The organism is Kitasatospora sp. NPDC127116 (genome assembly GCF_042677365.1).
Classification (GTDB): Bacteria; Actinomycetota; Actinomycetes; order Streptomycetales; family Streptomycetaceae; genus Kitasatospora; species Kitasatospora lactacystinica.
Window position 1 is genome coordinate 35,535 of sequence record NZ_JBHXTL010000040.1, and the last position, 22,933, is coordinate 58,467.

At 73.2% G+C, this 22,933-nt stretch carries 21 protein-coding genes; 12 read left to right on the forward strand and 9 right to left on the reverse strand.

Annotated features, from left to right (window positions below; genetic code table 11):
- Window positions 1–52 precede the first annotated feature (52 nt).
- From ACFVHV_RS18125 to ACFVHV_RS18140, 4 genes are all read left to right on the forward strand, one after another.
- On the forward strand, window positions 53–829 hold the full coding sequence (locus tag ACFVHV_RS18125) for a hypothetical protein (protein ID WP_380352031.1): 777 nt from the start codon (window positions 53–55) through the stop codon (window positions 827–829).
- A complete protein-coding gene (locus tag ACFVHV_RS18130) occupies window positions 830–1,339 on the forward strand; it encodes a hypothetical protein (RefSeq protein WP_380352033.1) in 510 nt (169 codons plus the stop codon).
- A gap of 449 nt (window positions 1,340–1,788) precedes the next feature.
- The gene (locus ACFVHV_RS18135; protein ID WP_359904664.1) at window positions 1,789–2,037 is read left to right on the forward strand and encodes a hypothetical protein; all 249 of its coding nucleotides are present in this window, start codon (window positions 1,789–1,791) and stop codon (window positions 2,035–2,037) included.
- Between the two features lie 152 nt (window positions 2,038–2,189).
- A complete protein-coding gene (locus tag ACFVHV_RS18140) occupies window positions 2,190–3,296 on the forward strand; it encodes a hypothetical protein (protein ID WP_359904662.1) in 1,107 nt (368 codons plus the stop codon).
- Here ACFVHV_RS18140 and ACFVHV_RS18145 read toward each other — a convergent pair.
- Complete coding sequence (locus ACFVHV_RS18145) at window positions 3,286–4,071, reverse strand: N-acetyltransferase (RefSeq protein ID WP_359904659.1); 786 nt, start codon at window positions 4,069–4,071, stop codon at window positions 3,286–3,288. The two genes, ACFVHV_RS18140 and ACFVHV_RS18145, sit on opposite strands and share 11 nt — an antisense overlap.
- A 43-nt stretch (window positions 4,072–4,114) precedes the next feature.
- The gene (locus ACFVHV_RS18150; RefSeq protein WP_380352035.1) at window positions 4,115–4,960 is read right to left on the reverse strand and encodes a class I SAM-dependent methyltransferase; all 846 of its coding nucleotides are present in this window, start codon (window positions 4,958–4,960) and stop codon (window positions 4,115–4,117) included.
- Between the two features lie 241 nt (window positions 4,961–5,201).
- Between ACFVHV_RS18150 and ACFVHV_RS18155 the strand changes: the two genes are divergently transcribed.
- Complete coding sequence (locus ACFVHV_RS18155; protein WP_380352037.1) at window positions 5,202–6,665, forward strand: N,N-dimethylformamidase beta subunit family domain-containing protein; 1,464 nt, start codon at window positions 5,202–5,204, stop codon at window positions 6,663–6,665.
- Here the strand turns inward: ACFVHV_RS18155 and ACFVHV_RS18160 are convergent.
- Both ACFVHV_RS18160 and ACFVHV_RS18165 read right to left on the reverse strand, forming a co-directional pair.
- Window positions 6,616–7,374, reverse strand: a complete 759-nt coding sequence (locus ACFVHV_RS18160; protein ID WP_359904650.1) for an HAD family hydrolase — start codon at window positions 7,372–7,374, stop codon at window positions 6,616–6,618. The genes ACFVHV_RS18155 and ACFVHV_RS18160 overlap by 50 nt on opposite strands.
- Window positions 7,375–7,384: 10 nt before the next feature.
- Entirely contained in the window at window positions 7,385–8,560 is a 1,176-nt protein-coding gene (locus tag ACFVHV_RS18165; RefSeq protein WP_359904648.1) for a serine/threonine protein kinase, read from the reverse strand.
- Window positions 8,561–8,782: 222 nt separating this feature from the next.
- Here ACFVHV_RS18165 and ACFVHV_RS18170 point away from each other — a divergent pair, with 222 nt between their 5' ends.
- From ACFVHV_RS18170 to ACFVHV_RS18185, 4 genes are all read left to right on the forward strand, one after another.
- Entirely contained in the window at window positions 8,783–10,045 is a 1,263-nt protein-coding gene (locus tag ACFVHV_RS18170; protein WP_380352039.1) for an extracellular solute-binding protein, read from the forward strand.
- On the forward strand, window positions 10,035–10,946 hold the full coding sequence (locus ACFVHV_RS18175; RefSeq protein ID WP_359904643.1) for a sugar ABC transporter permease: 912 nt from the start codon (window positions 10,035–10,037) through the stop codon (window positions 10,944–10,946). Before ACFVHV_RS18170 ends, ACFVHV_RS18175 begins: the two co-directional genes overlap by 11 nt.
- On the forward strand, window positions 10,943–11,767 hold the full coding sequence (locus ACFVHV_RS18180; protein WP_380352041.1) for a carbohydrate ABC transporter permease: 825 nt from the start codon (window positions 10,943–10,945) through the stop codon (window positions 11,765–11,767). Before ACFVHV_RS18175 ends, ACFVHV_RS18180 begins: the two co-directional genes overlap by 4 nt.
- 62 nt (window positions 11,768–11,829) lie before the next feature.
- On the forward strand, window positions 11,830–12,927 hold the full coding sequence (locus ACFVHV_RS18185) for a radical SAM protein (RefSeq protein WP_380352043.1): 1,098 nt from the start codon (window positions 11,830–11,832) through the stop codon (window positions 12,925–12,927).
- A gap of 15 nt (window positions 12,928–12,942) precedes the next feature.
- Here the strand turns inward: ACFVHV_RS18185 and ACFVHV_RS18190 are convergent, their stop codons facing one another.
- Genes ACFVHV_RS18190 through ACFVHV_RS18200 form a run of 3 tightly spaced genes read right to left on the reverse strand, consistent with a single transcriptional unit; the run spans window position 12,943 to window position 15,598 of the window.
- Window positions 12,943–13,965, reverse strand: a complete 1,023-nt coding sequence (locus ACFVHV_RS18190) for a galactokinase (protein WP_380352045.1) — start codon at window positions 13,963–13,965, stop codon at window positions 12,943–12,945.
- Complete coding sequence (locus ACFVHV_RS18195) at window positions 13,962–14,456, reverse strand: NUDIX domain-containing protein (RefSeq protein WP_359904633.1); 495 nt, start codon at window positions 14,454–14,456, stop codon at window positions 13,962–13,964. Before ACFVHV_RS18195 ends, ACFVHV_RS18190 begins: the two co-directional genes overlap by 4 nt.
- A 59-nt stretch (window positions 14,457–14,515) precedes the next feature.
- On the reverse strand, window positions 14,516–15,598 hold the full coding sequence (locus tag ACFVHV_RS18200) for an NAD-dependent epimerase/dehydratase family protein (protein ID WP_359904631.1): 1,083 nt from the start codon (window positions 15,596–15,598) through the stop codon (window positions 14,516–14,518).
- A gap of 245 nt (window positions 15,599–15,843) precedes the next feature.
- Between ACFVHV_RS18200 and ACFVHV_RS18205 the strand changes: the two genes are divergently transcribed.
- Window positions 15,844–17,523: a hypothetical protein gene (locus ACFVHV_RS18205; RefSeq protein WP_380352047.1), complete on the forward strand. Its 1,680-nt coding sequence runs from the start codon at window positions 15,844–15,846 to the stop codon at window positions 17,521–17,523.
- Window positions 17,524–17,562: 39 nt separating this feature from the next.
- Here ACFVHV_RS18205 and ACFVHV_RS18210 read toward each other — a convergent pair whose 3' ends face one another.
- Both ACFVHV_RS18210 and ACFVHV_RS18215 read right to left on the reverse strand, forming a co-directional pair.
- Window positions 17,563–19,596: a sensor histidine kinase gene (locus ACFVHV_RS18210; protein ID WP_380352049.1), complete on the reverse strand. Its 2,034-nt coding sequence runs from the start codon at window positions 19,594–19,596 to the stop codon at window positions 17,563–17,565.
- The gene (locus ACFVHV_RS18215) at window positions 19,586–20,329 is read right to left on the reverse strand and encodes a response regulator transcription factor (RefSeq protein ID WP_359904622.1); all 744 of its coding nucleotides are present in this window, start codon (window positions 20,327–20,329) and stop codon (window positions 19,586–19,588) included. Before ACFVHV_RS18215 ends, ACFVHV_RS18210 begins: the two co-directional genes overlap by 11 nt.
- Window positions 20,330–20,491: 162 nt before the next feature.
- Between ACFVHV_RS18215 and ACFVHV_RS18220 the strand changes: the two genes are divergently transcribed.
- Both ACFVHV_RS18220 and ACFVHV_RS18225 read left to right on the forward strand, forming a co-directional pair.
- A complete protein-coding gene (locus ACFVHV_RS18220; protein ID WP_380352051.1) occupies window positions 20,492–21,442 on the forward strand; it encodes a M28 family peptidase in 951 nt (316 codons plus the stop codon).
- Window positions 21,443–21,469: 27 nt separating this feature from the next.
- Complete coding sequence (locus ACFVHV_RS18225) at window positions 21,470–22,882, forward strand: M1 family metallopeptidase (RefSeq protein ID WP_380352053.1); 1,413 nt, start codon at window positions 21,470–21,472, stop codon at window positions 22,880–22,882.
- The last annotated feature ends 51 nt before the right edge of the window (window positions 22,883–22,933 follow it).

The window sequence follows — 22,933 nt, forward strand, 5'->3', positions numbered from 1 at the left end:
GAGTTCCTGACGAAGAGCCGCAGACGGTGGTGTGGTGCAGAAGGGTGGCCGTGTGGAATCGAGGGGCCTGTCCGTCGCGGACTGCGGACGTCTACCGACCGGTGTCGTCGCCGAGGCCGCAGAGTCGGACTTCGAAGTGCTCGTGCGGACGGCGATCGCCGACGCCACGCGCCCTCCCGTCCGGCGCAGCACCAGAGCGTGGCTGCGGTCGCTGGAGATGCACCTGGACTGGGTGGACGCGCTGTTGTTCGCCGAGGGTGAGCTCCAGGTCGCCGTGGAGCGGCTCTCGTACCAGCGGGACCCTCGGGTCGAGGCGAACGAGAACCGGCTGCGGTGGGTCCGCCGGGCCCTGGCCGAAGCACGCGCTCTGGCCAACGACTACAGGCTGGAGGTTCACCGCTCCCGCGAGGATGTCCGTGACCACCTCGACGCCGTCCACGTCGCCCAGCGGTGGCTGCGCCGGCACTTCACCGAGGAAGGCGACCTGATCAGGGAGGCCCTCTGCGGAAAGGCCGGAATCGCCGCGCACGTTCCCAAACCGCCGGACGCCAGGGACGGCCTGCACGCAATCGAGATGGCCGCCGCGAGTGGAGCGATCGACGCCCCGCTCACCACCGCGGTCTCCATGCTGATCAAGGCGCCGTGGGAGCCCTTCCGCAGCGCGGTGGCCCGTGACATCAACCAGCAGGATGCCCGCAACACCCTGCTGCGGCACCCCCTTCTGCTGCGCCGCTGGCACCAGGCCCTGCTGGAACTGCTGGAGGAGTGCACGCCCCGGGCCCACGCCGTCTCCGCACGCGCGTTGGGCGACCTCGAGATCGATCTGTAAGTGCTGGGGCACGCCGAGGCCATGCGGACCCTGAACAACCGACGGTTCTTCGTCGCCGTGCTCCAGCGCCTGGCCGAGTACGAGCGCACCGTCCGGAGGCTGTCCAAGGAAGTGGCCCGGTGGGACCTCAAGCGCAAGGAACCGTGGGCCGGCATCGAGCCCGAGGTCCAGGCCGAACTCGCCCGCCGGCACCCGGGCGAGTACGCCTTCGTCCGCCGTTCCCTCGACCCGTACGGTGAGGAGTTCGGTAGCCGCACCCTCGATCCGACCTGGCGGAACAACCATCAGCGCTGGTCCGAGCTTCGACGCCAGGTGATGGCCGCGCTCGCGGACGGAACGTGGCAGACCGCAGTCCTGCCGAAACAACGCGCGGACTCCGACGTCAAGGACGACGTCGACCGCGCGACTCGCAACGCCGAGCTCAGGCGGAAGGTCCGGGCCGGCCTGCTGACCCCCAAACAAGCCAAACGCAAGCGCGAGCAGGACAACCGGCGACGCCGCGCCCTTTGAACCCCGGACGCCCCTTCCCGGAAACGGGCAGCGATCACCGGGGCCCCGGGGCGTCCCCGTTCCCGCGGCCCCGGCCGGCCGTCACGGCCTGGCACTGCGCACCGGCCCGGCGGCCACGGCCACCAGTAGCGAGAAGTGGACCGGGGAGCGAACCCACCGCGAGTGACGCCGCCGACGGGCCCCCGGGCCGTCGGCGGCGCACCGTTGGCCCCCGGACTCCGGAAACGTCGCCCCCGCCGGGTTCACCGGTCTCGTGCGTGATGCGCCCGACATGGTTCGTGTGATCACTATTGGTCTACTCCAATCTGTCCTGAATACGTCGTCACAGCAGGCCCCGGACTGCCGTTCACTGTTCCTCCCGAGCAGCCGGGTTCGCTGCCGCAGGACCGGTCGACATGGGAGGCGGGATGCGAAGGGCCGTACGCTGTCTGGCCGTTGGGGTTGCCGCCGTGCTCGGAGCCGGTGCGGTGGTGGCCGTGCACGTCGACGGGCGGACGCCGCTCGTGCCCGCCCTGTACCTGGACGGGCTCCTCGCGGTCGGCTGGCTGTCGCTCCTCGCCCTGGCCGTACCGCGGCGACGGTCCGCGGGCCCGTCGGTGGACGACGGCGGCGGGCCGCCGCAGCAGGCCGACCTGCCCCACCGGACGGACGCCGAGCCTCGCGCGACCTCGCACTGGAGGGGTCGCCACGGGCCCTGACCCCGGCCCCGGCCCGACCCCGGCCCCGCTCCCGGCCCCGACCCTGTGGAATCCGGCCGAGGTCGCGTCGCGGTCTTTCCGCCGTGGACGGCTCCTGCCACCATGACGCGAGGACCCCGGAGCGAGGGAGAGCTGTGGTACCGACGGTGCGCGTGAGTTCGGCGGTCATGACCCACCCGGTACGCCTGGTTCAGGCCCGCGAGCTGGCCGAGCGGCTCGGGCTGGACGGCCTGGCGCTCGATCCGGAGCCGGACGGCCCGCCGTCGGCGCTCCGGACGGCCCTGGTCGCCTGGGCGGCGGCGGACTCCGGGGGGAGCCATCACCTCGTCGTCCAGGACGACGTCTCCGCCCCGGAGGACATGGTGGCGCTCGTCGGCCGCGCGGCCACCCGGTTCCCCGACGAGGCCCTGGTGTTCTACACCAACTGGCACGCGCGCAACGGCGGTGCCGCCCGGCTCGCCGCGCTCGCCGGAGCCTCCTGGGTGCGGGCAGTGCCGGACGAGTTCACGCCGTCCCTCGCCGTCTGTCTGCCGCTCGACACGGTGGAGGACTTCCGCCGGTTCGCCACCGGCAGCGCCGAGCGCCACGACGACGAGCTCTTCTCGGTCTTCTTCCGCGAGCGCGGCCGGATGAGTCTGATCGCCGTGCCCAACGTGGTGGAGCACATCGGCACCAGCAGCATCAACGGCCATGCCACCCAGGGGATCCGGCTCGCCGTCTGCCCCGTGGACGCCGCCGACGCCGCACCGCTGCTGGAGCGGGGCCGCGTCCTGGAGGAGCCGGGGTGGATCCCGTACATGCGGTACGGCGAGGGCTACGTCCGGCTGGTCGGCCAGGAGCACGGCCCGGACGGCGGACGGGGTCACCACCGCTGGCTCGACGCCCTGCCGGCGACCGGCATCCCGGAGCGGGCCGTGCGTGACGCGGTGGCGGCGGACATGCCGGAGGACCTGGCGTCGGAGGTGGCGCGGCGGTTCGGCCGGAGCTTCGCCGAGGAGCTGTGGATCCACTGCCTCCTGCTCGGCCGGCAGGCGGCCGAGGCCGCCCGCCGGCTGTCCGGCGACCCCGGCGACCCCGGCCACGCCGGCGACGTCCCGCCGGCCGCCCTCGCCCGGCTGCGGGAGGCGGCGGTGGCCACCGCCGGCCCCGCCGGTCTGCCGCCCGAGCGCCGCCCCGAGGCCGGTCCGGACGAGGTGCGGCTCATGTCCGCCTTCGCGTGGACCGCCGTCAGGGCCGGGGAGCGGCTGCCTACGGCGTGACCACCGGCGTGACGCCCGACAGGTCCTCCGCCGCGGCCGGGTGGGTGATCCACACCCCGGGCTCCCAGTACGAGCCGAGGTCCCGTGCACGCTCGATCCGCAGCGTGGAGAGGCCTCCCGGGAAGACGTAGTCGCCGTCCTCCGGGAAGGCGAGGCCGGTCCAGCGCTCCCATTCGGCCACCGTCCCGGTGATCCGCGACGACTGTTCCGAGGCTCCGGCGATCGTGCCGCCGGCGCCCACCTGGGTGCGGATCCACGGGTCGAGCGGGGCCCCGTCCGCGCGCCGCCAGCCCGCGTACCGTTCGATCGGCACCAGCGGGTACCGGTCCTTCCAGGTGGGCCGCACCGGTACCAGCACCGTCTCCAGGGCGGCCCGCCGCGCGACTTGGCGCATCGCGTCGAGGAGCACGGTGGAGAACCCCTTGCGCTGGTAGTCCTCCGCGACCTCGATGCCCAGCGCGCACAGGGCGCCGGCGGTCCGGCCCGCCGCGCGGTCCGCGAACGCCCGGGCGATGGAGTCGTCCAGGCCGGGGCCGAGGTCGGCGGCCGTGCCGTCCCAGGTGCGCGGCAGCGAGCGTCCGGCGCCCGCCACCACCTCGCGCACGTCGTCGTACAGGACGAACTGGTAGTCGGGGAACTCCTCGAACAGCCGGTTCCAGTAGGCGTCGTTGACGTCTCCGTGCAGGTTGTACTCGGGCACGATGCCGGCGAACCGTTCCGGCATGCGGTCCCACAGTTCGGGGCGCTCCGCGTGGGTCACCACGACCAGGGCCATCGGACCGTTCTCCTCTCCTCGTGAACCTACGGACCCGCCGGACCTACGCGGGGACTTCGACGTCCCAGACGATGACGATCGGCAGCCCGTCCCAGGCCGCCCGTGCCGCGTCCGCGATGAACTCCTCGTAACCGCCGGGCGCGAGGCGCCCGTTGAAGAGCGGTTCGTGGCAGGCCCGCACCCGCAGCCCCGCTCCGGTGAACGCCTCCAGGTACCGCCCGGGGAGGTGGACGTGGTTGCGGATGAAGGCGAGCCGGTCGGAGCCGTGCACGAAGAGGCACTGTCCCTGCAGGGCGATGACGAAGGGGTGCATGTCCGAGACGAGGATCCGCCCGCCCGGCCGGACCACCCGGGCCAGCTCGGACACTCCCGCCGCGAGGTCCGGCAGGTGGGTCATGGCCAGCGAGCAGACCGCGAGATCGACCAAGTCGTCGCCGAGCGGCAGCTTCTCCAGGTGCCCGAGCCGGTAGTCGGCCTCGGGGGCGCGCTCGCGGGCTCTGGCCAGCATCTCGGGCGACTGGTCCACGCCGATGGTGCGGTGCCCGCGGGAGACGAGGGCGCCGGTCTGGCGACCGGTGCCGCAGGCGGCGTCGAGGGCGGTGCCCGTGGGGAGGGTGTCGAGGAGCCCGTGCAGCACGGGCTCCTCGACCTCGATGTACGAGCTGGGCAGCGAGTCGTACACCGCCGACCAGGAGGCGTAGCCCTCGGCGGCGTCGAGTTCGCTGACGTCGGCGCCGCCGTCCGGCAGCCGCCCGTCACCCGACGCGAAGCGCCGGATGTCCTCGACGCGTTCCCGCAGGAACGTCTCGTCCCCGTCCACGGCGTGGCGCAGGAGCGCCAGCCCCTCGATTCCCAGGACGAGTTCCCGTACCCGGAATTCACTGCTCATGAGAGCCCCTTGTCGATGACCGGAGGTGACGGATTTCGCGGTAGCCGGTCGGGTGCGGCTGGATTTCGCCCTACCCCGTTCGGCCGGAAGAACGCGGCCGGCCCGGCCCGCTGTCCGAAAGGCGGCTCCGAATTGACCGGTTCACGGACCCGTTGCCCGGAATTCCTGCACCCCCTACGATGGCTTGCCGAATCGGCCGGAATACCCATTCGAGGGCCGGTCGTTCTGCTGGGGAGGCGGAATGATAGAGGGATATGTCGGGCGGGAAAGCGTCACCTCGGGGGGAGACTCGGGGGGAGGGCTGACGGTTCACGTCTCCACCGACGCCGCCCGGTTCCGGCTGAGGTTCTACCGGCTGGGCGCGGACCTGGACCTGGTGGCGGAGACCGGCTGGTACCCCGGTTCGCTCCACCTGCCGCCCCCGCACCCCGACGGCGTGCCCGGCCGGGCCTCGCCCGCCCACGGCTGGGGCTGGCCGCCGCTCGACCTGCCGGTGCCCACGCACTGGACTCCGGGGATGTACCTGGTCGAGTTCGTCGAGGAGGGCGGCGAGGGCCTGCCGCCGCTGGACGCGGGCAGCATCGAGGGCCCCGCCCGCGAGTTCTTCGTGGTGCGGCCCCAGCGGGCCGGCAGCCGGTCCCGCATCCTCTACAAGAAGTCGACCTTCACCCGGCACGCCTACAACCGCTCCGACCGGCCGGGCGAGGAACGCGCCGTCAGCCTCTACGACCACCCCGTGTACCTGGCGGACGCCGCTCCCCGCGGGCACAAGGTGAGCCTGCACCGGCCCGGCGGAGTCATCGACCTCGCCTACTGGGACGCCCCGTTCATCGGCTGGCTGGAGCGCAACGACTACCCGGTCGAATTCTGCACGGATCTCGACCTCCACGAGGACCCGGAACTTCTCTCCTCGTACGATCTGCTGCTGAGCGTCGGCCATGACGAATACTGGAGCGAGGCGATGCGCGCCCACGCCGAGCGATTCGTCCACGACGGCGGGAACATCGCCTTCCTCAGCGCCAACACGTGCTGGTGGCGCATTCATCCGACCGACGGGAACACCGCCTTCGTCTCCGACACCGATCACCACGTGGGGGACGAGTATCCGCACCTGCCGGCGACCGACCAGTGGTGGCCGGCGCCGCCCCACGGCGCGGGCCGCCCCGAGAACTCCCTCACCGGGGTGAGTTTCCGCAACGGCGGCATGTGGCCGAGCACCGAATGGCCCGGGGACCGTCCGCGCGAGGGGTACACCGTCCAGCACGCCGACCACTGGCTGTTCGCCGGCACCGGGCTGCGCGACGGGTCCGACGGCGGCGAGCCCGACCGGCTCGGCGCGGGCACCGCGCTGATCGGGTACGAGTGCGACGGCGCCGCCTACGCCTGGGACGCCCGGGGTGTGGCCCGGGCGACCGGCGAGGACGGCACTCCCGCCTCCTTCCTCATCCTCGGGATCCACGTCCTCGATCCGGTCCACGAGGACTTCCACCACTTCAAGTGGGGCCACTGGAACGGCCCGGTCCGGGAGCCGGGCCTCTCCGGCCCCCGGGCCGCGACCATGGGCGTGCACACCGCCGGCGGCACCGTGTTCACCGCGGGCACCACCGACTGGCCGGTGGTCTGCGGGAGGGAGCAGGACGCCGGCGTCGTGCGGGTCACCCGCAACCTCCTGGACCGGCTGCGGCACCGCGCGGCGCGCCCCTGAGCAGGTCCCGCAGTCCGCGGATCCGGGCCGCCCCGGCCGGCAGGGGCGGTTCGGCTCCGCGCACCGCCGGGTCCGGCCGGCACAGGTGGACGGGCCGCATCCCGGCGGCGAGCGGTCCGAGGACGTCGGGCGCCCACATGTCCCCGACGAACAGCACCTCCCCGGCCCGCAGCCCGCACCGCTCCAGCAGCGCCCGGTAGATCAGCGGGTGCGGCTTGCGCGCCCCCGCCCGGGCGGAGCCGACGACCACGTCGACCACCGCGCCGAGGCCGACCTCCTCGACGCAGTCCTCCAGGTTCCAGAACCAGTTGGAGCAGATGCCCACCAGCAGGCCCCGGTCGCGGAGCTCCCCGAGGACGGGGCGGGCGTCCTCGAAGAGCTCCAGCGTGACGGCCTTCATGGCCCGGTCGATCTCCTCGACCAGGTCGTCGAGTTCGCGCTCCGGCACCCCGCAGGCCCGGGCCCTGCGCAGCAGCCGGTCCAACTCCCAGCGGTGGTAGGCGGTTTCACCGACCGAGTGGGCCACGTGCTGCTCGCCCTCGCCGGGGCCCACCGCCCACTGGTCGCCCCAGCGGGCGCCCTGGGCGGCGAGGCCCCGGCGTTCGAAGATCCCGCGGTGGTCGGGCGGCAGCGGCTCGACCATCCGCACCAGCGTCCCGTAGAAGTCGAAGACGACGGCACGGACCTGCGGCGGCAGCACGTTCGGCACCCGCCCTGCCTCAGTACCGGCCGTACCGGCGCGGGAAGTAGTCCTGGAGTTCGCCGTCCCGCTCGATGTCGACGGTCGCGCAGTGCAGCCCGCCGCCGAACGGCCCGACCGCCCGGAACGGCACCGGGACGATCTCGAAGCCGTACGAGGAGAGTTGCTCCGCCAGCCGGACCTCGTTCTCCTCGATGCACAGGGTGTTCTCGTCGAGGTTCAGCATGTTCCCGGCGAGCCACGGGCTGCAGAACGACAGCTTCGGCGGGTGGTCCCAGCTCGCGGGCTGCACCGCCTCGACGATCTCCCAGTCGTTGAGCCGGAAGAACTCCATCAACTCGGCGTCCGCGAGCCGCTCGCCGCAGTGCAGCACCAGGCCGGGGCGCAGCGGCACCCAGGTGGCGTCGATGTGCAGCGGGTGGGTGTTGGTGGAGGTCACGGCGTGCACCCGGTGGTCGGGGAAGTGGCGCTTGAGCCACTGGTAGCCGCTGCGGTTGGTGACGAAGGACAGCTGGACGAACAGGTCCTTGCCGAACCGGGCGACGTCGGCGGCGTCGAACAGCGGCTCGGCCTCGGTCAGCACCAGGTCGTAGTCGCGGACCCGGGCCAGCTGTTCCTCGGTGGACAGGTCGTTGTAGGTGTCCCAGAACCCGGTGTGGTACGAGGCGTCGGTGAGCCGCGGCTTCGGGGCGGCCTCCCAGCGCATGCGCTCGTCGGCCTCGAACAGGCCCTGCAGCACGGGCCGGTAGCACAGGTACTCGTGCCAGCGGCTGCGGTAGGACATGGTCGCTTCCAGGACCTCGTTGCCGACGGTCAGCAGCAGGTCCCGGGGCGGCATGCAGCCGAACATGGAGTCCTGGGTCCAGTCGGGGGTGCCGACCTGCTGGGTGAAGTCGACGGGGGTGGGGCGGTCGACGCGGATGCCGCGGCGGCGCAGCAGTGCGGCGAAGTCGTCGAGCTGCTGCTCGGCCTCGGCGACCATGTCGGCGGGCATCGGGCCGTGGGTTCCCAGGGGGAAGCCGTCGTCGGGGTAGTCCCGGCGGACCGCGTGCTCGGGGGCCTGGACCACGGTGCCCTCGGCGCGCCCGACGATCACATGACGCAGGGGGTCCCAGCCGTTCCAGGCGTTGACCCGCACCGGCCGTTCGGTGGTGTCGGGGGTCGCATCGGGCGCGGTCGTCGTCTGCTCGGTCACGTACAAGCCCTTCGATGGGGGTCGCGTGGGTGACGCAGAGGCCCAACCTGCGGGGACCACCCGGGAGGAGTCAAGGCGCTGCGCCCTCTGTGGGACACCGAACGTCATCTTCCGGCCGAATGTCCGCGCCTCCGCGCCGCGGGGTGATCGGACGGGTAGTCAGAAGACCACCCCCATAGCGAACTTGGAGACCCCATGGCCATTCGCGTGCCCTCTCGCCCCTTGGTTCTCACATTGCTCCTGGCCCTGGCCGTGGCCGGGTGCGGTTCCGGATCGGGCGGCGGCTCCGGAGCCGGCGGCAAGCTGACGGTCTGGCTGGCCGTGGACGCCCAGGAGAGTTGGCCACAATTGGTCCAGTCCACCAACGACCGTTTCGCCAAGGACCACCCCGGGATCCAGGTCGACGTCCAGTACCAGCAGTGGACGACGAAGAACCAGAAACTGGACGCCGTCCTCGCCGGGAAGAACGTGCCCGACGTGGTGGAGATGGGCAACAGCGAGACCACCAACTACATCGTCAACGGTGCCTTCGCCCCCCTCGAACCGGCCCGCTTCGACCAGTCGGACGCCTGGCTGCCGGCGCTCGCCGACGCCTGCCGCAACAACGGGAAGACGTACTGCGTGCCCTACTACGTCGGGGCCCGGGTCGGTGTCTACCGCACCGACTACTTCGCCCGGGCGGGTGTGCCGGGCGCCCCGGGGACGTACCCCGAACTCCTGTCCGCGTTCGACAAGTTGAAGAGCACCGTCGGCGCCCAGGACCCGAACTTCTCCGCCTTCTACATGCCCGGCCGCTACTGGTACGCGGCGATGGCCTTCGTGAAGGACGCGGGCGGCGAGATCGCGGTGAAGGACGGCGACCGCTGGAAGGCCTCGCTGTCCTCGCCGAAGTCCGTCGCCGGGCTCACCGAGTGGAAGCGGCTGATCGACGCCTACTACGTGGGCGACCGTGCCAAGGACAACGGCGACCAGCCGGCCGTCGTCGGCCAGGGCCACGTGGGCGTCTTCTACGGCAACACCTGGGAGGCCGACGCCGCCGCCGACGAACGCTCCGGCGGGGATCCGAAGCTGAAGGACAAGTTCGCCACCTTCCCCTTCCCCGGCCCGTCCGGGAAGCTCCTGCCGCCGTTCCTCGGCGGCTCCACCCTGGCCGTGCCGGCCAAGTCGACGCGCAAGGACCTGGCCGCCGACTGGATCAAGCTGTTCACCGACCGGGAGTCGCAGAAGACGCTGATCGCCGCGAACACCCTGCCCAACAACACCGTCCAGCTGGCCGAGGTCGCCGGCGGCGGCATCAACGGCCCGGCCGCCCAGGCCGCGGCCACCGGGGGCTGGATGACCCCGTTCGCGCCGGGCTGGACGTCGGTGGAGAAGTCCAACGTCCTGCCCGAGATGCTCGAACGGATCGCCAACGGCAAGGCGTCGGTGCAGGACGCCGCGCGGGAGGCGGACCAGCGGATCGACGAAGTGGTCAATGAGCGCTGACCGGGGCCGGCGGCGGCGTCCGCTGCTGCCGTACCTCCTGATCGGCCCGACCGTCCTCGCGCTCGTCCTGGTGCTCGGCTACCCGCTCGTGGACATGGTCGTCCTCTCCTTCCAGGACATGACCCGCGAGCAGCTGTTCAGCGGCACGTCGCCGCCGTGGGCCGGGCTGGACCAGTTCCGCCGGATCCTCGGTGACGGGTTCTTCTGGACGGTGGTGGCCCGTACGGTGCTCTTCACCGCGGTGTGCGTCGTCCTCACCGTGCTCTGCGGGCTGTTCACGGCCCAGCTGATGCACCGGGTCTCCCCGTGGGTGCGCGCCGTCATCGCCGGGGTGCTGGTGACCGTGTGGGCGATGCCCGTCATGGTCGCCGCGTCGATCTTCCGCTGGCTCTTCGACGCCGACTACGGCGTGGTGAACTGGCTGCTCTCGAACCTGCCCGGGGTCGACCTGGCCCGCCACAACTGGTTCACCGACCCCTGGCAGGGGTTCTCCGTCATCGTCGCCGTCGTGGTGTGGGGCTCGCTGCCGTTCGCCGCGATCACCCTGCGGGCCGCGCTGGCCCAGGTCCCGCCCGAGTTGGAGGAGTCCGCGGTGCTCGACGGGGCCCGGCCGTTCCAGGTCTTCCGGCACGTGACCCTGCCGGTGATCAGACCGGTCCTCGTCATGGTCACCACGCTGTCGGCCATCTGGGACTTCGGCGTCTTCAACCAGATCTGGCTGATGCGCGGCGGCCAGCCCGAACGGGAGTACTACCTGTTGGGCGTCTACTCCTTCATCGAGTCCTTCGCCGTCAACCGGTACAGCACCGGGGCCGCGATCGCGCTGGTGACCGTCGTGCTGCTGCTCGCCGGTTCGGTCGTGTACCTGCGTCAGATGTTCCGGACGGGAGAGGTCGAATGAGGCGGCGGCGGTCCCTGGGCCGCGACCTCCTCGGGCTGCTCGTCGCCGCGGTGATCGGCTTCCCCGTCTACTGGATGGTGCTCACGGCGTTCCGGCCGGCCACCGAGATCCTGCGCCTGCCGCCGGAGTTCTGGCCGGGCCGGTTCACGCTCGACAACTTCGCCCGGGCGCTGGGCACCGAGACCTTCTGGGCCAACGTCCGCTCCAGCGTGGTCATCGGCCTCGGCACCGTCCTGGTGTCGCTGGTCGTCGGCGCCCTCGCCGCCTTCGCCCTCGCCCGGTTCCGCTTCGTCGGCCGCAGGGCCTTCGTCGTGGTGATCCTGATCGTCCAGATGGTCCCGCTGACGGCCCTGATCATCCCGGTGTACCTGCTGCTGAACGACGTCGGGATGACCGACAGCCTCGCCGGCGTGATCCTCACCTACCTGGTGTTCACGCTGCCCTTCACGGTGTGGATGCTGCGCGGCTTCATCGCCGGCGTCCCGGTGGAACTGGAGGAGGCGGCCATGGTCGACGGCTGCGGCCGCCTCGGCGCCTTCCGCCGGGTGGTGCTGCCACTACTCGCCCCCGGCATCGTCGCCACCTCCGTCTTCGCCCTCGTCCAGGCGTGGAACGAGTACGTCCTCGTCTACGTCCTGCTGTCGAGTCCGAAGAAGCAGACCGTCAGCATCTGGCTGGTCTCCTTCCAGACCAGCTTCGGGACCGACTACGGCGGTCTCATGGCGGGCGCCACGCTCACCGCCCTGCCCGTCGTGGTCTTCTTCCTCGTCGTCCAGCGCAGGATCGCCTCCGGCCTCGCGGCCGGCGCGGTCAAGGGCTGACCACGAGCGCAGCAGGCCCCGCTCTCCCGGCGGCACCCCGTTCACGTCCACAGGAGGATTCCGTGACGCACGACCGCCTCGATCTCGTGTCCAAGCTGTACCAGCCGTCCGGCTGGCCCCGTGTCCTGGAGGCCGCCTCGGGAGCCGCCTCCGGCGCGCCACTCGTCGTGGACCTCGATCCGACGACCTTCTGCGACCTGGCCTGCCCCGAGTGCATCAGCGGAAAGCTCCTCAACCAGGGCCGCTTCACCCCCGAACGGCTGGCGGCGCTCGCCGAGGAGCTGGTCGCCCTGTCCGTCCGGGGCGTGGTGCTGATCGGGGGCGGCGAGCCGCTCGCCCACCGGGGCACCCGCAAGGTCCTGCGCATCCTCGGTGAGGCGGGCCTGGCCGTCGGGGTCGTCACCAACGGCACCATGATCGACAAGAACCTCACCGAACTCGCCCGCTACGCCACCTGGGTCCGCGTCTCCATGGACGCCGGCACCGCCGGGACGTACGGCCTCTTCCGCCCCGACCGCAAGGGCCGCAGCGTCTTCGACAAGGTCGTCGCGAACATGCGGCTGCTCGCCGAGGCGAAGAACGGCGCCCTCGGCTACTCCTTCCTCGTCATGACCCGCCGGGAGCCGGACGGCCGGACCGTCAGCAACCACACCGAGGTGCTGCGCGCCGCCGAACTCGCCCACGACATCGGCTGCGACTACTTCGAGACCAAGGCGATGTTCGACGAGGAGCACCACGTCATCCAGGTGTCCCAGGACATCCTCGACGCGGTCGACCGCCAGCTCGCCGAGGCGGCCCGGCTGGAGAGCGACACCTTCCAGCTCGTCAACTCCTCCACGCTCACCTCCCTGCGCCGCCACACCGGCCCCGTCCAGCCCAAGGAGTACCACCGCTGCCGGGTCGCCGAACTGCGCACCCTGATCACCCCGTCCGGCGTGTACGTCTGCGCCTACCACCGCGGCAACCCGATGGCCAGGATCGGCGACGCCGTCACCGACAGCCTGGCCGACATCTGGCAGGGCTCCGACCGCGGCATCATCGACCCGAGCCGGGACTGCCGCTTCCACTGCGCGCGGCACCGCTCCAACCTGGAACTGGAGCAGATCGCGGAGGGAACGGGCGCAGTCCCCCTCCAGGAGGACTACGACCCGTTCCTGTGACCGTCGCCGTGACCGTCACACCGCGCTGACGCCGACCCGATCCCCCGCCCGGGCACCGCGGCTCCCCGCCGCCGCCCGGGCGGGGATCACCCGCGCCCCGGGGTACCGGCCGCGCAGCGCGCCGGCCAGGCCCGCCACCACCGCGGGCGCGTCGCCCGCGCGGCACACCCCGACCAGCGAGCCGCCGCCGCCGGCCCCGCTGAGCTTCAGCGGCAGGCCGACGGCGCGCAGCGCCACCGTGCGCAGTTCCTCCAGGAGCGGGGTCGACATGCCCTGGAAGTCGCGCATCGCCGCGTGCGCCCGGGCCATCGCCTCCCCCAGCGCCTCGTGGTCGCGCCCGCGCAGCGCCGCCCACGCGGCGGCCGAGGCCCGGTCGGCCTCGGACCGGTACGCCGCGAGCGCGGGATCGCCGGCCGCGAGCTGCGCCCGCACCGTACGGATGTGGTCGCCGGTGTTCTTCCGGGTGCCCGAATCCACCACGACCACCCGCCAGTCGTCCGGGAACTCCAGCCGCTCCCTGACGACCGGCAGCCCGCGCTCCCGGCCGTCGATCAGCAGCGCGCCGCCCTCGGCCACGGCGAGGTGGTCCATGCCGCCGCCGTTGAACCGGGCGAACTCGAACTCGTACGCCCACTGGACGATCGAGCGCTCCGGCACCCGCTCGCCGGCCGGCGCCCCGGCCTCGGCGAAGGCCCGGAACAGCGCCACGATCAGCGCGGTGGACGAGGACAGCCCGCTCGCGGGGGGCGCCTCGCTGCGGACGCGCACCGGCGGCGGGGCGGGGGCCAGCCCGGGGAGCCGGGCGCGCAGGAAGGTCCACACCTCGGCCGGCCAGTCTCCGGCGGTCTCCGCGCCGGCCGTCGCCCCCGGCAGCACCTCGACCGTGGTCGGCAGGTCGAGGGCGAGGCTGACCGATCGGCCCGCCCCCAGCCAGTCCAGGTCCTCCCCCGACAGGCACGCCCGGCACGGCACCGCGGCGCGGATCGGATGCTCTTCGCTCGTCCGGCGCTCTTCGCTGATCCGGTGCTCCTCGCTCATCCGGCCTGGAACCTCCCCTCGGCGACGAACGCCCGGTACATCGACAGCACCACCGCCGTGGGCGGGTGCAGCGGCCCCGGCGGATCGTCGAGGCGCCGGAACTCCGCCCGGCGCACCTCGTCCGCCCCCGGGGCGAGCTCCCCCGACCAGCGCCGGGCCACGAAGCACAGCGCGAAGCAGTGGGTGACGTCCCCGTTCGGATAGGTCAGGGTGTGCACGGCCGGATCGGACAGCGACCCGAACGCGACCAGGTCCTCCTTCTCCACCCGCAGCCCGGTCTCCTCCGCCACCTCCCGGACGGCCGCGTCGGCGAAGCCCCCGTCCTCCTCGCAGGCGCCCGCCGGCAGCTCCCACACGCCGTTGTCGACCCGCTGCTGGAACAGCCCCCGGCCGGCCGCGTCGAGCAGCAGGACCTGGGCCCCCGGCATCAACAGCTTTCTGCCGCCCACCTTCTGACGCAGTGACCAGGTGTACGACCCGACGTAACCCATGCCCGCACCGCCTCCTTCGCGGCCCGCCCCACGGCGGACGTCCACGGGGCCACAGACTGTCACGCGTTCTCCTCCACCAGCCAGCGCGGCACCGCCTCGGGTGTCGACTCCAGCCACCGCACGTACCGGTCCACGCCCTGCGCCACGTCGATCCGGGCCCGCCAGCGCAGCAGCTCCCGGCACCGCTCCGTGGAGGCGTAGCCCCCGAGCGGATCGCCCTCGGGACGCGGGGTGACGATCCGGCGCGCCCCCGGGAAGTAGGGGGTGAGCAGGTCCGCGACCTCCCGGACGGACGTCGGGCGGCCCGTCCCCACGTTCACCGTCCGGCCCGCCATCCCCTCCTCCACGAGCGCCAGCGCCGTCGCCTCGGCCACGTCCTCGACGTGGACCAGGTCGCGCACCTGGACGCCGCCCCCGTTCAGGCGCATGGGACGGCCGAGCCGGGCCTGCAGGGACAGCCACGGGACCATCCAGGAGTGGCTGCCCGGCTTGGGGATCTGCGGCTCCCCGTACACCGAGAAGTACCGGACGATCGCGTGCTCGCACCCCGACGACGCCCCGAGCAGCAGCCGGGTCTGGTGCTCCGCCCACAGCTTGCCGTTCGCGTACACCGACAGCGGGAACAGCGGCTGGTCCTCGTGGAACACGTGCGGGCCGGGCGAGTCGGCGGGGCCGTCGCCGTACACGGACGCGGACGAGACCAGCACCAGGCGGCGGACCCGTGCCCGGGCCGCCTCCTCCAGGACGACCTGGGTGCCCTGCACATTGGCCCGGAAGGCGATGCCGGGATTCCGGGTGCAGGCGGCCACGTCCGCGTAGGCGGCGGCGTGGACCACGAAGTCGGCCTCCCGGACCAGCCCGGCGACCGTGTCGCGGTCGCACACGTCGCCGACGACCAGCCGGGCCCCGCTCCCCTCCACCCCGAAGACCGCGTGCCCGGACTCGGGGTAGGCGTCCATCCGGTCCAGGACGGCCACCTCGGCACCGGCCCGGCACAGCAGGGCGCTGAGCCGGCTGCCCACCAGGCCCCCACCCCCCGTCACGACGACGCGGGCGTCGCGCAGTTTCTCCAGCCGGGCCTCGACGCTCTCGCCCCCGTCGGCTCCGGCTTCGTTCGATGGCGCGTGCGATCCAGCGGACATGTGTGTCCCTTTCCGTGGAGACGGCGAACTCGATGCGCACTCACACACAGCCACAGGCTTCACACGGAAGGTGGCGTGCCAGCCCAGCATCCGTGGATCTCCAACCGCTCCGCCAGTGCGAATTCGGCACTCTTGCCAGCCCTCGGCGCGATCCGTACTGTCCGGAACCGGTGGCACCCGCAGTATCCGATCGCTCCAGTGGATCCACCAAGTCCCTTACGCCCCAACAGAGACAGGGAAATGAGATGACGCTCCATCAGCTCAGCGGGGTGGTCATGACCCACCCGAAGCGCCGGCGGGCCGCCGAGCGGATGGCCCTGGCGGCGCCCCCGGGCGCGCTGCGCGTCGTCATGGACCCGGACCCCACCGGCACCCCCTCGGTGCTGCGCACGGCACTCGCCGCCTGGGAGGCCGTCGAGGACGGCGCAACCCACCAACTGGTCGTCCAGGACGACATGCTGTTGTCCGAAACGTTCTTCGAACGGGTCCGCCTCGCCGTCGACGCGATGCCGGACGCGGCACTGGCCCTGTTCGCCCTGTGGGACTCCCGCAACGGGGCCGCGGCCCGCTTCGGCGCCATGGCCGGCGCCCGCTGGATCGGCGCGGTCAACGAGTACTTCCCGTGCGTCGCGATCGTGCTCCCCCGGGCCGTCGCCGAGGGCTTCGTCCGCTACGGCCGCGAGCGCCTCGGCGGCTGGCCCGACGACATCCTGATGCACCGCTACCTCCGGGACGCCGGCGTCCCCCGCTACGTCTCCGTCCCCAACCTCGCCGAGCACCAGGACCGCGGCTCGATCTCGGGCAACGCCTTCCGGGGGCCGCGCCGTTCGGTCTGCTTCCTGCCCGGCGACCGGCCCGGCGACGAGGGGAACCGGCTGACCGGCCTGACGGTCCTGCCGTTCCTCAAGTACGGCGTCGCCCGCTGCGCGGTGCGGGTCACCGGGCCGGGCCCCGAACGCTGGCTGCACCTGGACTGCGAGCAGTACCTGCACGGCCTCGGCCTGCCCCGCACGATGTTCGCGCCGCCCGGGCCGGAGCCGGACGCGCCGGACGTCCGCGGGACCTGGCTCACGGCCCTCGCCATGGGCCACGAGGCCGCCCGCCTCGGCCTGGACGTCGACGGCTCCGCGCCCGCGGTACGGGCCGAGGTGTACGCCGAGGCGATCGCGACGATCGGGCCCGGCGGCATCAGCAACACCAGCACCGAGGAACACCTCGCCGAACGCCGCGAGGCCCTGGCCGCCGTGGCACGACGCGCACTGGCCGCCGGACACGAGGCCGCCGACCGCCCGGCCCGCCGCCGGCCCCGGCAGCCCGCCGGCCTCACCCTGCGCGGCGGCGCCACACCGCTCGGCGAGCACCTCGCACGCAGACTGGCCGACCTCACCGGCGACGCGGCGCCCGACGCCGTCCTCGACCTGACCGGCCTGCGCGCGGGAGCCCCGGCCCGGGAACTGAGGATCCACCTGCCCGACGACCCCCGGCCGTACACCCTGGCCGTGGACGAGGTGTACGGCCCCGGCTGCTCCCGGGACACCCTCATCGGCCGCATGGTGTGGGACGCCCTGCGCAGCCGGCCGGTGGTCGTCCAGGAGGGCCCCGACACCGAGGTGCACCCCGTCTACACGGACGACCTGGCCGACGCCGTGCTGGCCGTACTGCGCACCCGGCCCACCGCCCGCGCCCTGACCGTCGCTGGCGAAAAGCCCGCCACGCTCGGCGAGTTGGCGCACGCCGTGCACAGCGCCGTCCGCCCGGTGCCGGTCCGGACCGACCCACCGGCGCCCGGAGCCCCCACCCCCCGGCCGGCGTTCCCGGACGGCCCCCGCCCACCCGGCTGGACACCGGCGACCGGACATGCCAAGGGACTGCACGCCTTCGCCCAGTGGCTCGCGTACGAGGGCACGCTGCTCACCGTCGTCTGACCCCGCGGGCGGCGGGCGGCGGCGGGGCAGCCGGGGCGGCTACGAGCGGCTCGACACCCCCGGGCGCGGCGAGGCCGTCACCCCCGGCTCCTTCCGGCCCCGGCCCGTCGGCCCCGACGCCGCTGTCGGGGCCAGCGGCAGGCGCACGGTGAACACCGAGCCCCTGCCGGGGGTACTGGCCACCCGGACGCTGCCGTCGTGGACCTCGGCGAGCTTGCGGACGATGGCGAGGCCGAGACCGCTGCCGCCGGTCCGACGGCTGCGGGACTTCTCCGCCCGCCAGAAGCGCTCGAACACCAGCGGCAGGTCCGCCTCGGCGATGCCGCTGCCGGTGTCGGCGACCTCGATGAGGACGGCGTCGGCGTCGGTGCGGGCCCGCAGGGTGACCGTGCCGCCCGCCGGGGTGTGCCGGACCGCGTTGGCGACCAGGTTGCCGAGGGCCTGGCGCAGGCGCACCGGGTCGGCGAACAGCTCGGCGCCGGCCGCCGAGCCGTCCGGCGCGGTCCCGGACGACATGTTCCGGGACGACGCGGTCCCGTCCGGCGCGCTCCCGGACGACGCGTCCCGGGAAGGCTCGACGGCCAGCGCCAGGGCCACTCCGGACGCCCGGGCCCGGGCTCCGTGCGCGGTGGCGACCTGCGCCAACAGGTCCTCGACGTCCACGGGTTCGCGGTACAGGGCCAGTTCGCCCGCGTCGGCGGCGGCCAGGTCCTTCAGGTCGTCGATGAGGTGCTGGAGCAGCAGGGCCTCTTCGAGCAGCGAGCCCGTCAGCGCCCGGTCCGCGGTGGCGACGCCGTCCTCGACGGCCTCCAGCCAGCCGCGGATGTTGCTCAGCGGGGTGCGCAGCTCGTGCGCGATGTCGCCCACCATCGCCTTGCGCAGGTCCTCCAGCTGCCCGCGCCGTTCCGCCATCGCGTTGAAGGCGGCGGCGAGTCCGGCGATCTCGTCGCGGCCGGTCACGTCGACCCGGGCCGAGAGGTCCCCGTCGGCCATCCGCCGGGCGGCGTGGGTGAGGGCGTGCAGCGGCCGGGAGAGCCGCAGGCCGACCGTCACCGTGACCGCCACGGTCACCGACAGCACCAGGGCCGCGACCTCGGCGACCCGTCCGGGGTGGGCGGGGATCGACGCGGAGACCGCCGTGGGGGCCTCGCCCCCGGCTCCGGCGCCGGTGCCCTTCGGGGCGGTCACCGGGGTGTCGACGAACAGCAGCACGGGCGGTGCCACGTACTGGACGAGCTGCTGCCGGCGGGCGTTGGTCAGGCAGGCGGACATCGCCCGGTCCTGCGGCGCCGGCCCTGCCGGGATCCCGTCCGGCCCCAGGGACAGGGTGACGGGACCGGCCTGCCGGCGGGCCAGGCAGGCGTTGACCAGCGCGGTGAGGTCGGTGAGGGCGGCGCGCTCGGTGTCGGTCGGGGCCGCCATCACCACGGGGGACGCGCAGCGCACACCGTCGGCGCGGTCGTCGGTGGTCCGCAGCCGCGGCCGCCCGGCGAGGTCGTCGGTGACGGTCGCCTCGATGCCGAGCGCCGACCGCAGGCAGTCCGCCTGCCGCAGCAGGGCGGCCCGCAGGGTCGCGTGCTCGGCGGCGGTCGGCCGGAACGGTCCCGCCGCGCGGGCGTCGATCCGGTCGCTCGGTGCGCCGGGCAGCATGGCGATGTCGACGGCGAGCGGGTCCACGGTGGCGGTGGGCGTACGGGGCAGGGCCGTCCGCTCACCGGCCGTCGACGCGGGACCGCTCTCGGGCGCAGGAGCCGCACCCGCCCCGGCCGCCGAGTCCACGACCGGTTCGAAGCGCGGCGTCGCCAGGACGATGCGGCGCCCGGTGGCGTCCGCGAGCCGCCGAACGGTCTCCTGCGCCCCGCTCCAGTCGGCGTGGGTCGCGGCGTAGCCGAGCAGTTCGTCGTAGATCCGGGTGTGGTCCACGAGGACCCGGGTCTGCTCCCGCTCGATCGCGCCGGTGGTCGTGCGGGCGGCCAGCCAGGCGGTCGCGGCGATGGAGCAGAGGGAGACCAGGGCGGAGAGCGCGAGCAGCCGGACCGTCAGGCTGCGGCGCAGCGGGGTGTCAGGACGCACCGGGCGGCTCCTCCGCGAGCTTGTAGCCGATGCCGTACACCGTCAGGAGGGCGACGGGGCGGCGCGCATCCGGTTCGATCTTGCGGCGCAGGTTCATCACGTGGGTGTCGACGGTGCGGGTGGTGATGTAGCGGTCGATGCCGTGCAGGTGTTCCAGCAGCTGGGCGCGGGTGAAGACCCGGCCCGGCTGGCCGGCCAGCACCTCCAGCAGCCGGAACTCGGCGGGTGTGCAGCCGATCCGACGGCCGTGGGCGGTGACCTCGTGGCGCAGCGGGTCGACGGTGAGCGGTCCGACCCGCAGGACGGCCTGCGGCCCGGAGGCGTCCTGGGCGTCCCGGCCGCCGTGGGTGTCCCGGGCCGGGGCCGGCCGGGAGCCGCGGCGCAGCAGGGCGCGGACCCGGGCGACCAGTTCCCGGGGGCTGTAGGGCTTGGTGAGGTAGTCGTCGGCGCCGAGGTCGAGTCCGAGCAGGAGGTCCTCCTCGGCGGTGCGGGCGGTCAGCATCAGCACCGGCAGGGGGGACTCGGCGCGCAGGGTTCGGCACACGTCCAGGCCGTCCAGGACCGGCATCATCACGTCGAGGACGAGGAGTTGCACCGATCCGAGGCGGGCCCGCTCCAGGGCGGCCCGGCCGTCGTGGACGACGTCGACGCGGTGGCCTTCGCGTTCCAGGTACAAGCGGATGAGGTCGGCCTGTTTGGGATCGTCCTCGGCAACCACCACATGTGCGCACATACGGATGATCGTAAAGCGCCGTCCGGTCACCGTTTCCCGACCGTGTCCGCCCATGTCACCACCGCTTTCCGACTGCTTCCTGACAACTTCCTGACACCGGGCGGAGAGTGTGGCGGGGTCCGCCGGGGCCGAGTGCCCCGGTCCCCTCCCGAGAGGCCCCTCGTGAAGCCGTCCCCGAAGCCGTCCTCCCGTCCGCTGTCCCTCGCCGCCGGCGTCCTCGGCGTGGCCCTGGTCCTGTCCGCGGTCCCCTCCGCCGCCACGGCGGCCACCGAGGTCCCCTCCGGTCCCGCCACCGCGCCCGCCACCGCGCCGACCGTCGCGGAGGAGGACGTGATGCCGCACCTGCGGGCCCTGCAGCAGATCGCCGATCGCAACGGCGGCAACCGCGCGCACGGCACCCGCGGGTACGCGGAGTCACTGGCGTACGTGCGCCACGCGCTGGACCGGGCCGGTTTCCGCACCGAAGTGCGCCGCTTCTCGCACGACGGCGCGACCGGCTACAACCTGATCGCCGACTGGCCCGGCGGCGACCCGAACCACGTGCTGCTCTCCGGCGCCCACCTGGACAGCGTCAAGCAGGGCCCGGGGATCAACGACAACGGGTCCGGGTCGGCCACGGTGCTGACCACCGCCCTCCAGGTGGCCAAGGCCCGGTTGAAGCCCGCCCGGCACCTGCGGTTCGCCTGGTGGGGGGCCGAGGAGGCCGGGCTGGTCGGTTCCGCCGACTACGTCCGTGGCCTGTCCGACGCCGACCGCAAGGCGGTCGACCTGTACCTCAACTTCGACCAGACCGGCAGCCGGAACACCCAGCAGTGGCTCGTGGTGAAGGACGGTCAGCAGGCCGACAGCGCGGCCGGGCAGGTCTTCGAGTCGTGGTTCGCCGCCCGGGGGCTCGCCACCTTCGACATCGGCGTGGGCGGGTCGGACAACGAGTCGTTCGGCAAGGCCGGCATCCCGTCCTCCGGCTTCAGCACCGGCATCTCCGACTGCATCCACGATGCCTGCGACAACCTCGCCAACGTCGACCCGGCGACGCAGACCACCAGCACCAACGCCCTGATCGGCGTGGTGTGGCAGCTCGCCGCCACCACCCCTGCCACCGCCCGGCCCTGACCACCCGACACCCCGCAGGAGACACGGATGCCCGCAACACCGACCACCCGCCGCCGGACCGCCGCCGCGCTGGCGACCGCGACCGCCCTCGGCGTCGCCCTGACAGCCCTGCCCGCCTCCGCGGCGGGCCTCGGGGACCCGTACTTCCCCGACGACGGCGACTCCGGCTACGACGTGGGGCACTACGACGTCCGGATCGCCTACGACCCGGCACGCACGGACCACCTGGACGGCGACACGACCGTCACCGCCCGGGCCGTCCGGGCGCTGGACCGCTTCAGCCTGGACCTGAAGGGCTTCACGGTCGCCTCGGTCACCGTGAACGGCACGCCGGCGCGGTCCTTCTCGCGCTCCGGCGAGCACAAGCTGGTCGTCGTCCCGGCCCAGCGGGTCGCCCGGGGCGCCACGTTCGCCGTCCGGGTGACGTACGCCGGCACGCCCGACGCCGAGGGCTGGCACACCCTGAGGAACGGCGGCGCGAACGTGTCGGGCGAACCGCACTCCGCGACCTCGTGGTACCCGTCGAACGACCACCCGTCCGACAAGGCGACCTTCGCCCTCACGGCGACCGTCCCCGACGGCTGGACCGCCATCGGCAACGGCCTGCCGGGGCCGACCACCACCGCCAACGGCACGACGACGTTCCGCTGGCGGGAGGACCGGCCGATGGCGACGTACCTCGCCACGGTCGCCGTCGACCGGTTCACCGTCCACCGGACGCAGTTGCCCGACGGCAAGCCCGTCATCACGGCGTACAGCCCGGACGTCCCGATCGACGCGGCCACGGAGGCCGCGCAACCGGACGTCCTGGCCTTCCTGGCCTCGAAGTTCGGCCCGTACCCGTTCTCCTCGGCGGGCGCGATCGTGGTCGGCGAGTCCGAGAATCCCGGACGCGGTGCGGCGGCTCTGGAGACCCAGAGCCGGCCGACGTACATCGGGGCCCTCTACGACGAAGGGGTGGTCCACGAGAGCGCCCACCAGTGGTTCGGCAACAGCGTCTCGTTCACCGACTGGCGCGACGGCTGCATCGCCGAGTGCTTCGCCCAGTACGCCAACCAGCTGTGGGAGGAGCACAACGGCGCCGACCTCGACAAGGGCTTCTACCCCCACGTGGTCGCCGAGAACAAGGACAACCCCTCGTTCTGGTCCACGAAGCTGTACGACCCCGGGAAGGGCAAGGAGCTCGCCCCCGCCCTGTACTTCAAGGGCTCCCTGATGCTGCACGCCCTGCGGCGCACCGTCGGCGACGACGCGTTCTTCGCCACCCTGCGCCGCTGGACCGCCGACCACGCCTACGGCAACGCCTCGTTCCCGCAGTTCGAGGCGCTGGCCGCGCGGGTGTCGGGCAAGGACCTCAAGGGCTTCTTCGACGCCTGGGCCCACGGGACCACGCTCCCGGCCGAGGAGTACCTCTACCCGGGCCCCCTGGGCAACCGGTAGTCCGTCGCCGGGCCGGTGCGGCTCCGGACCGGAGCCGCAACGGGACCACCC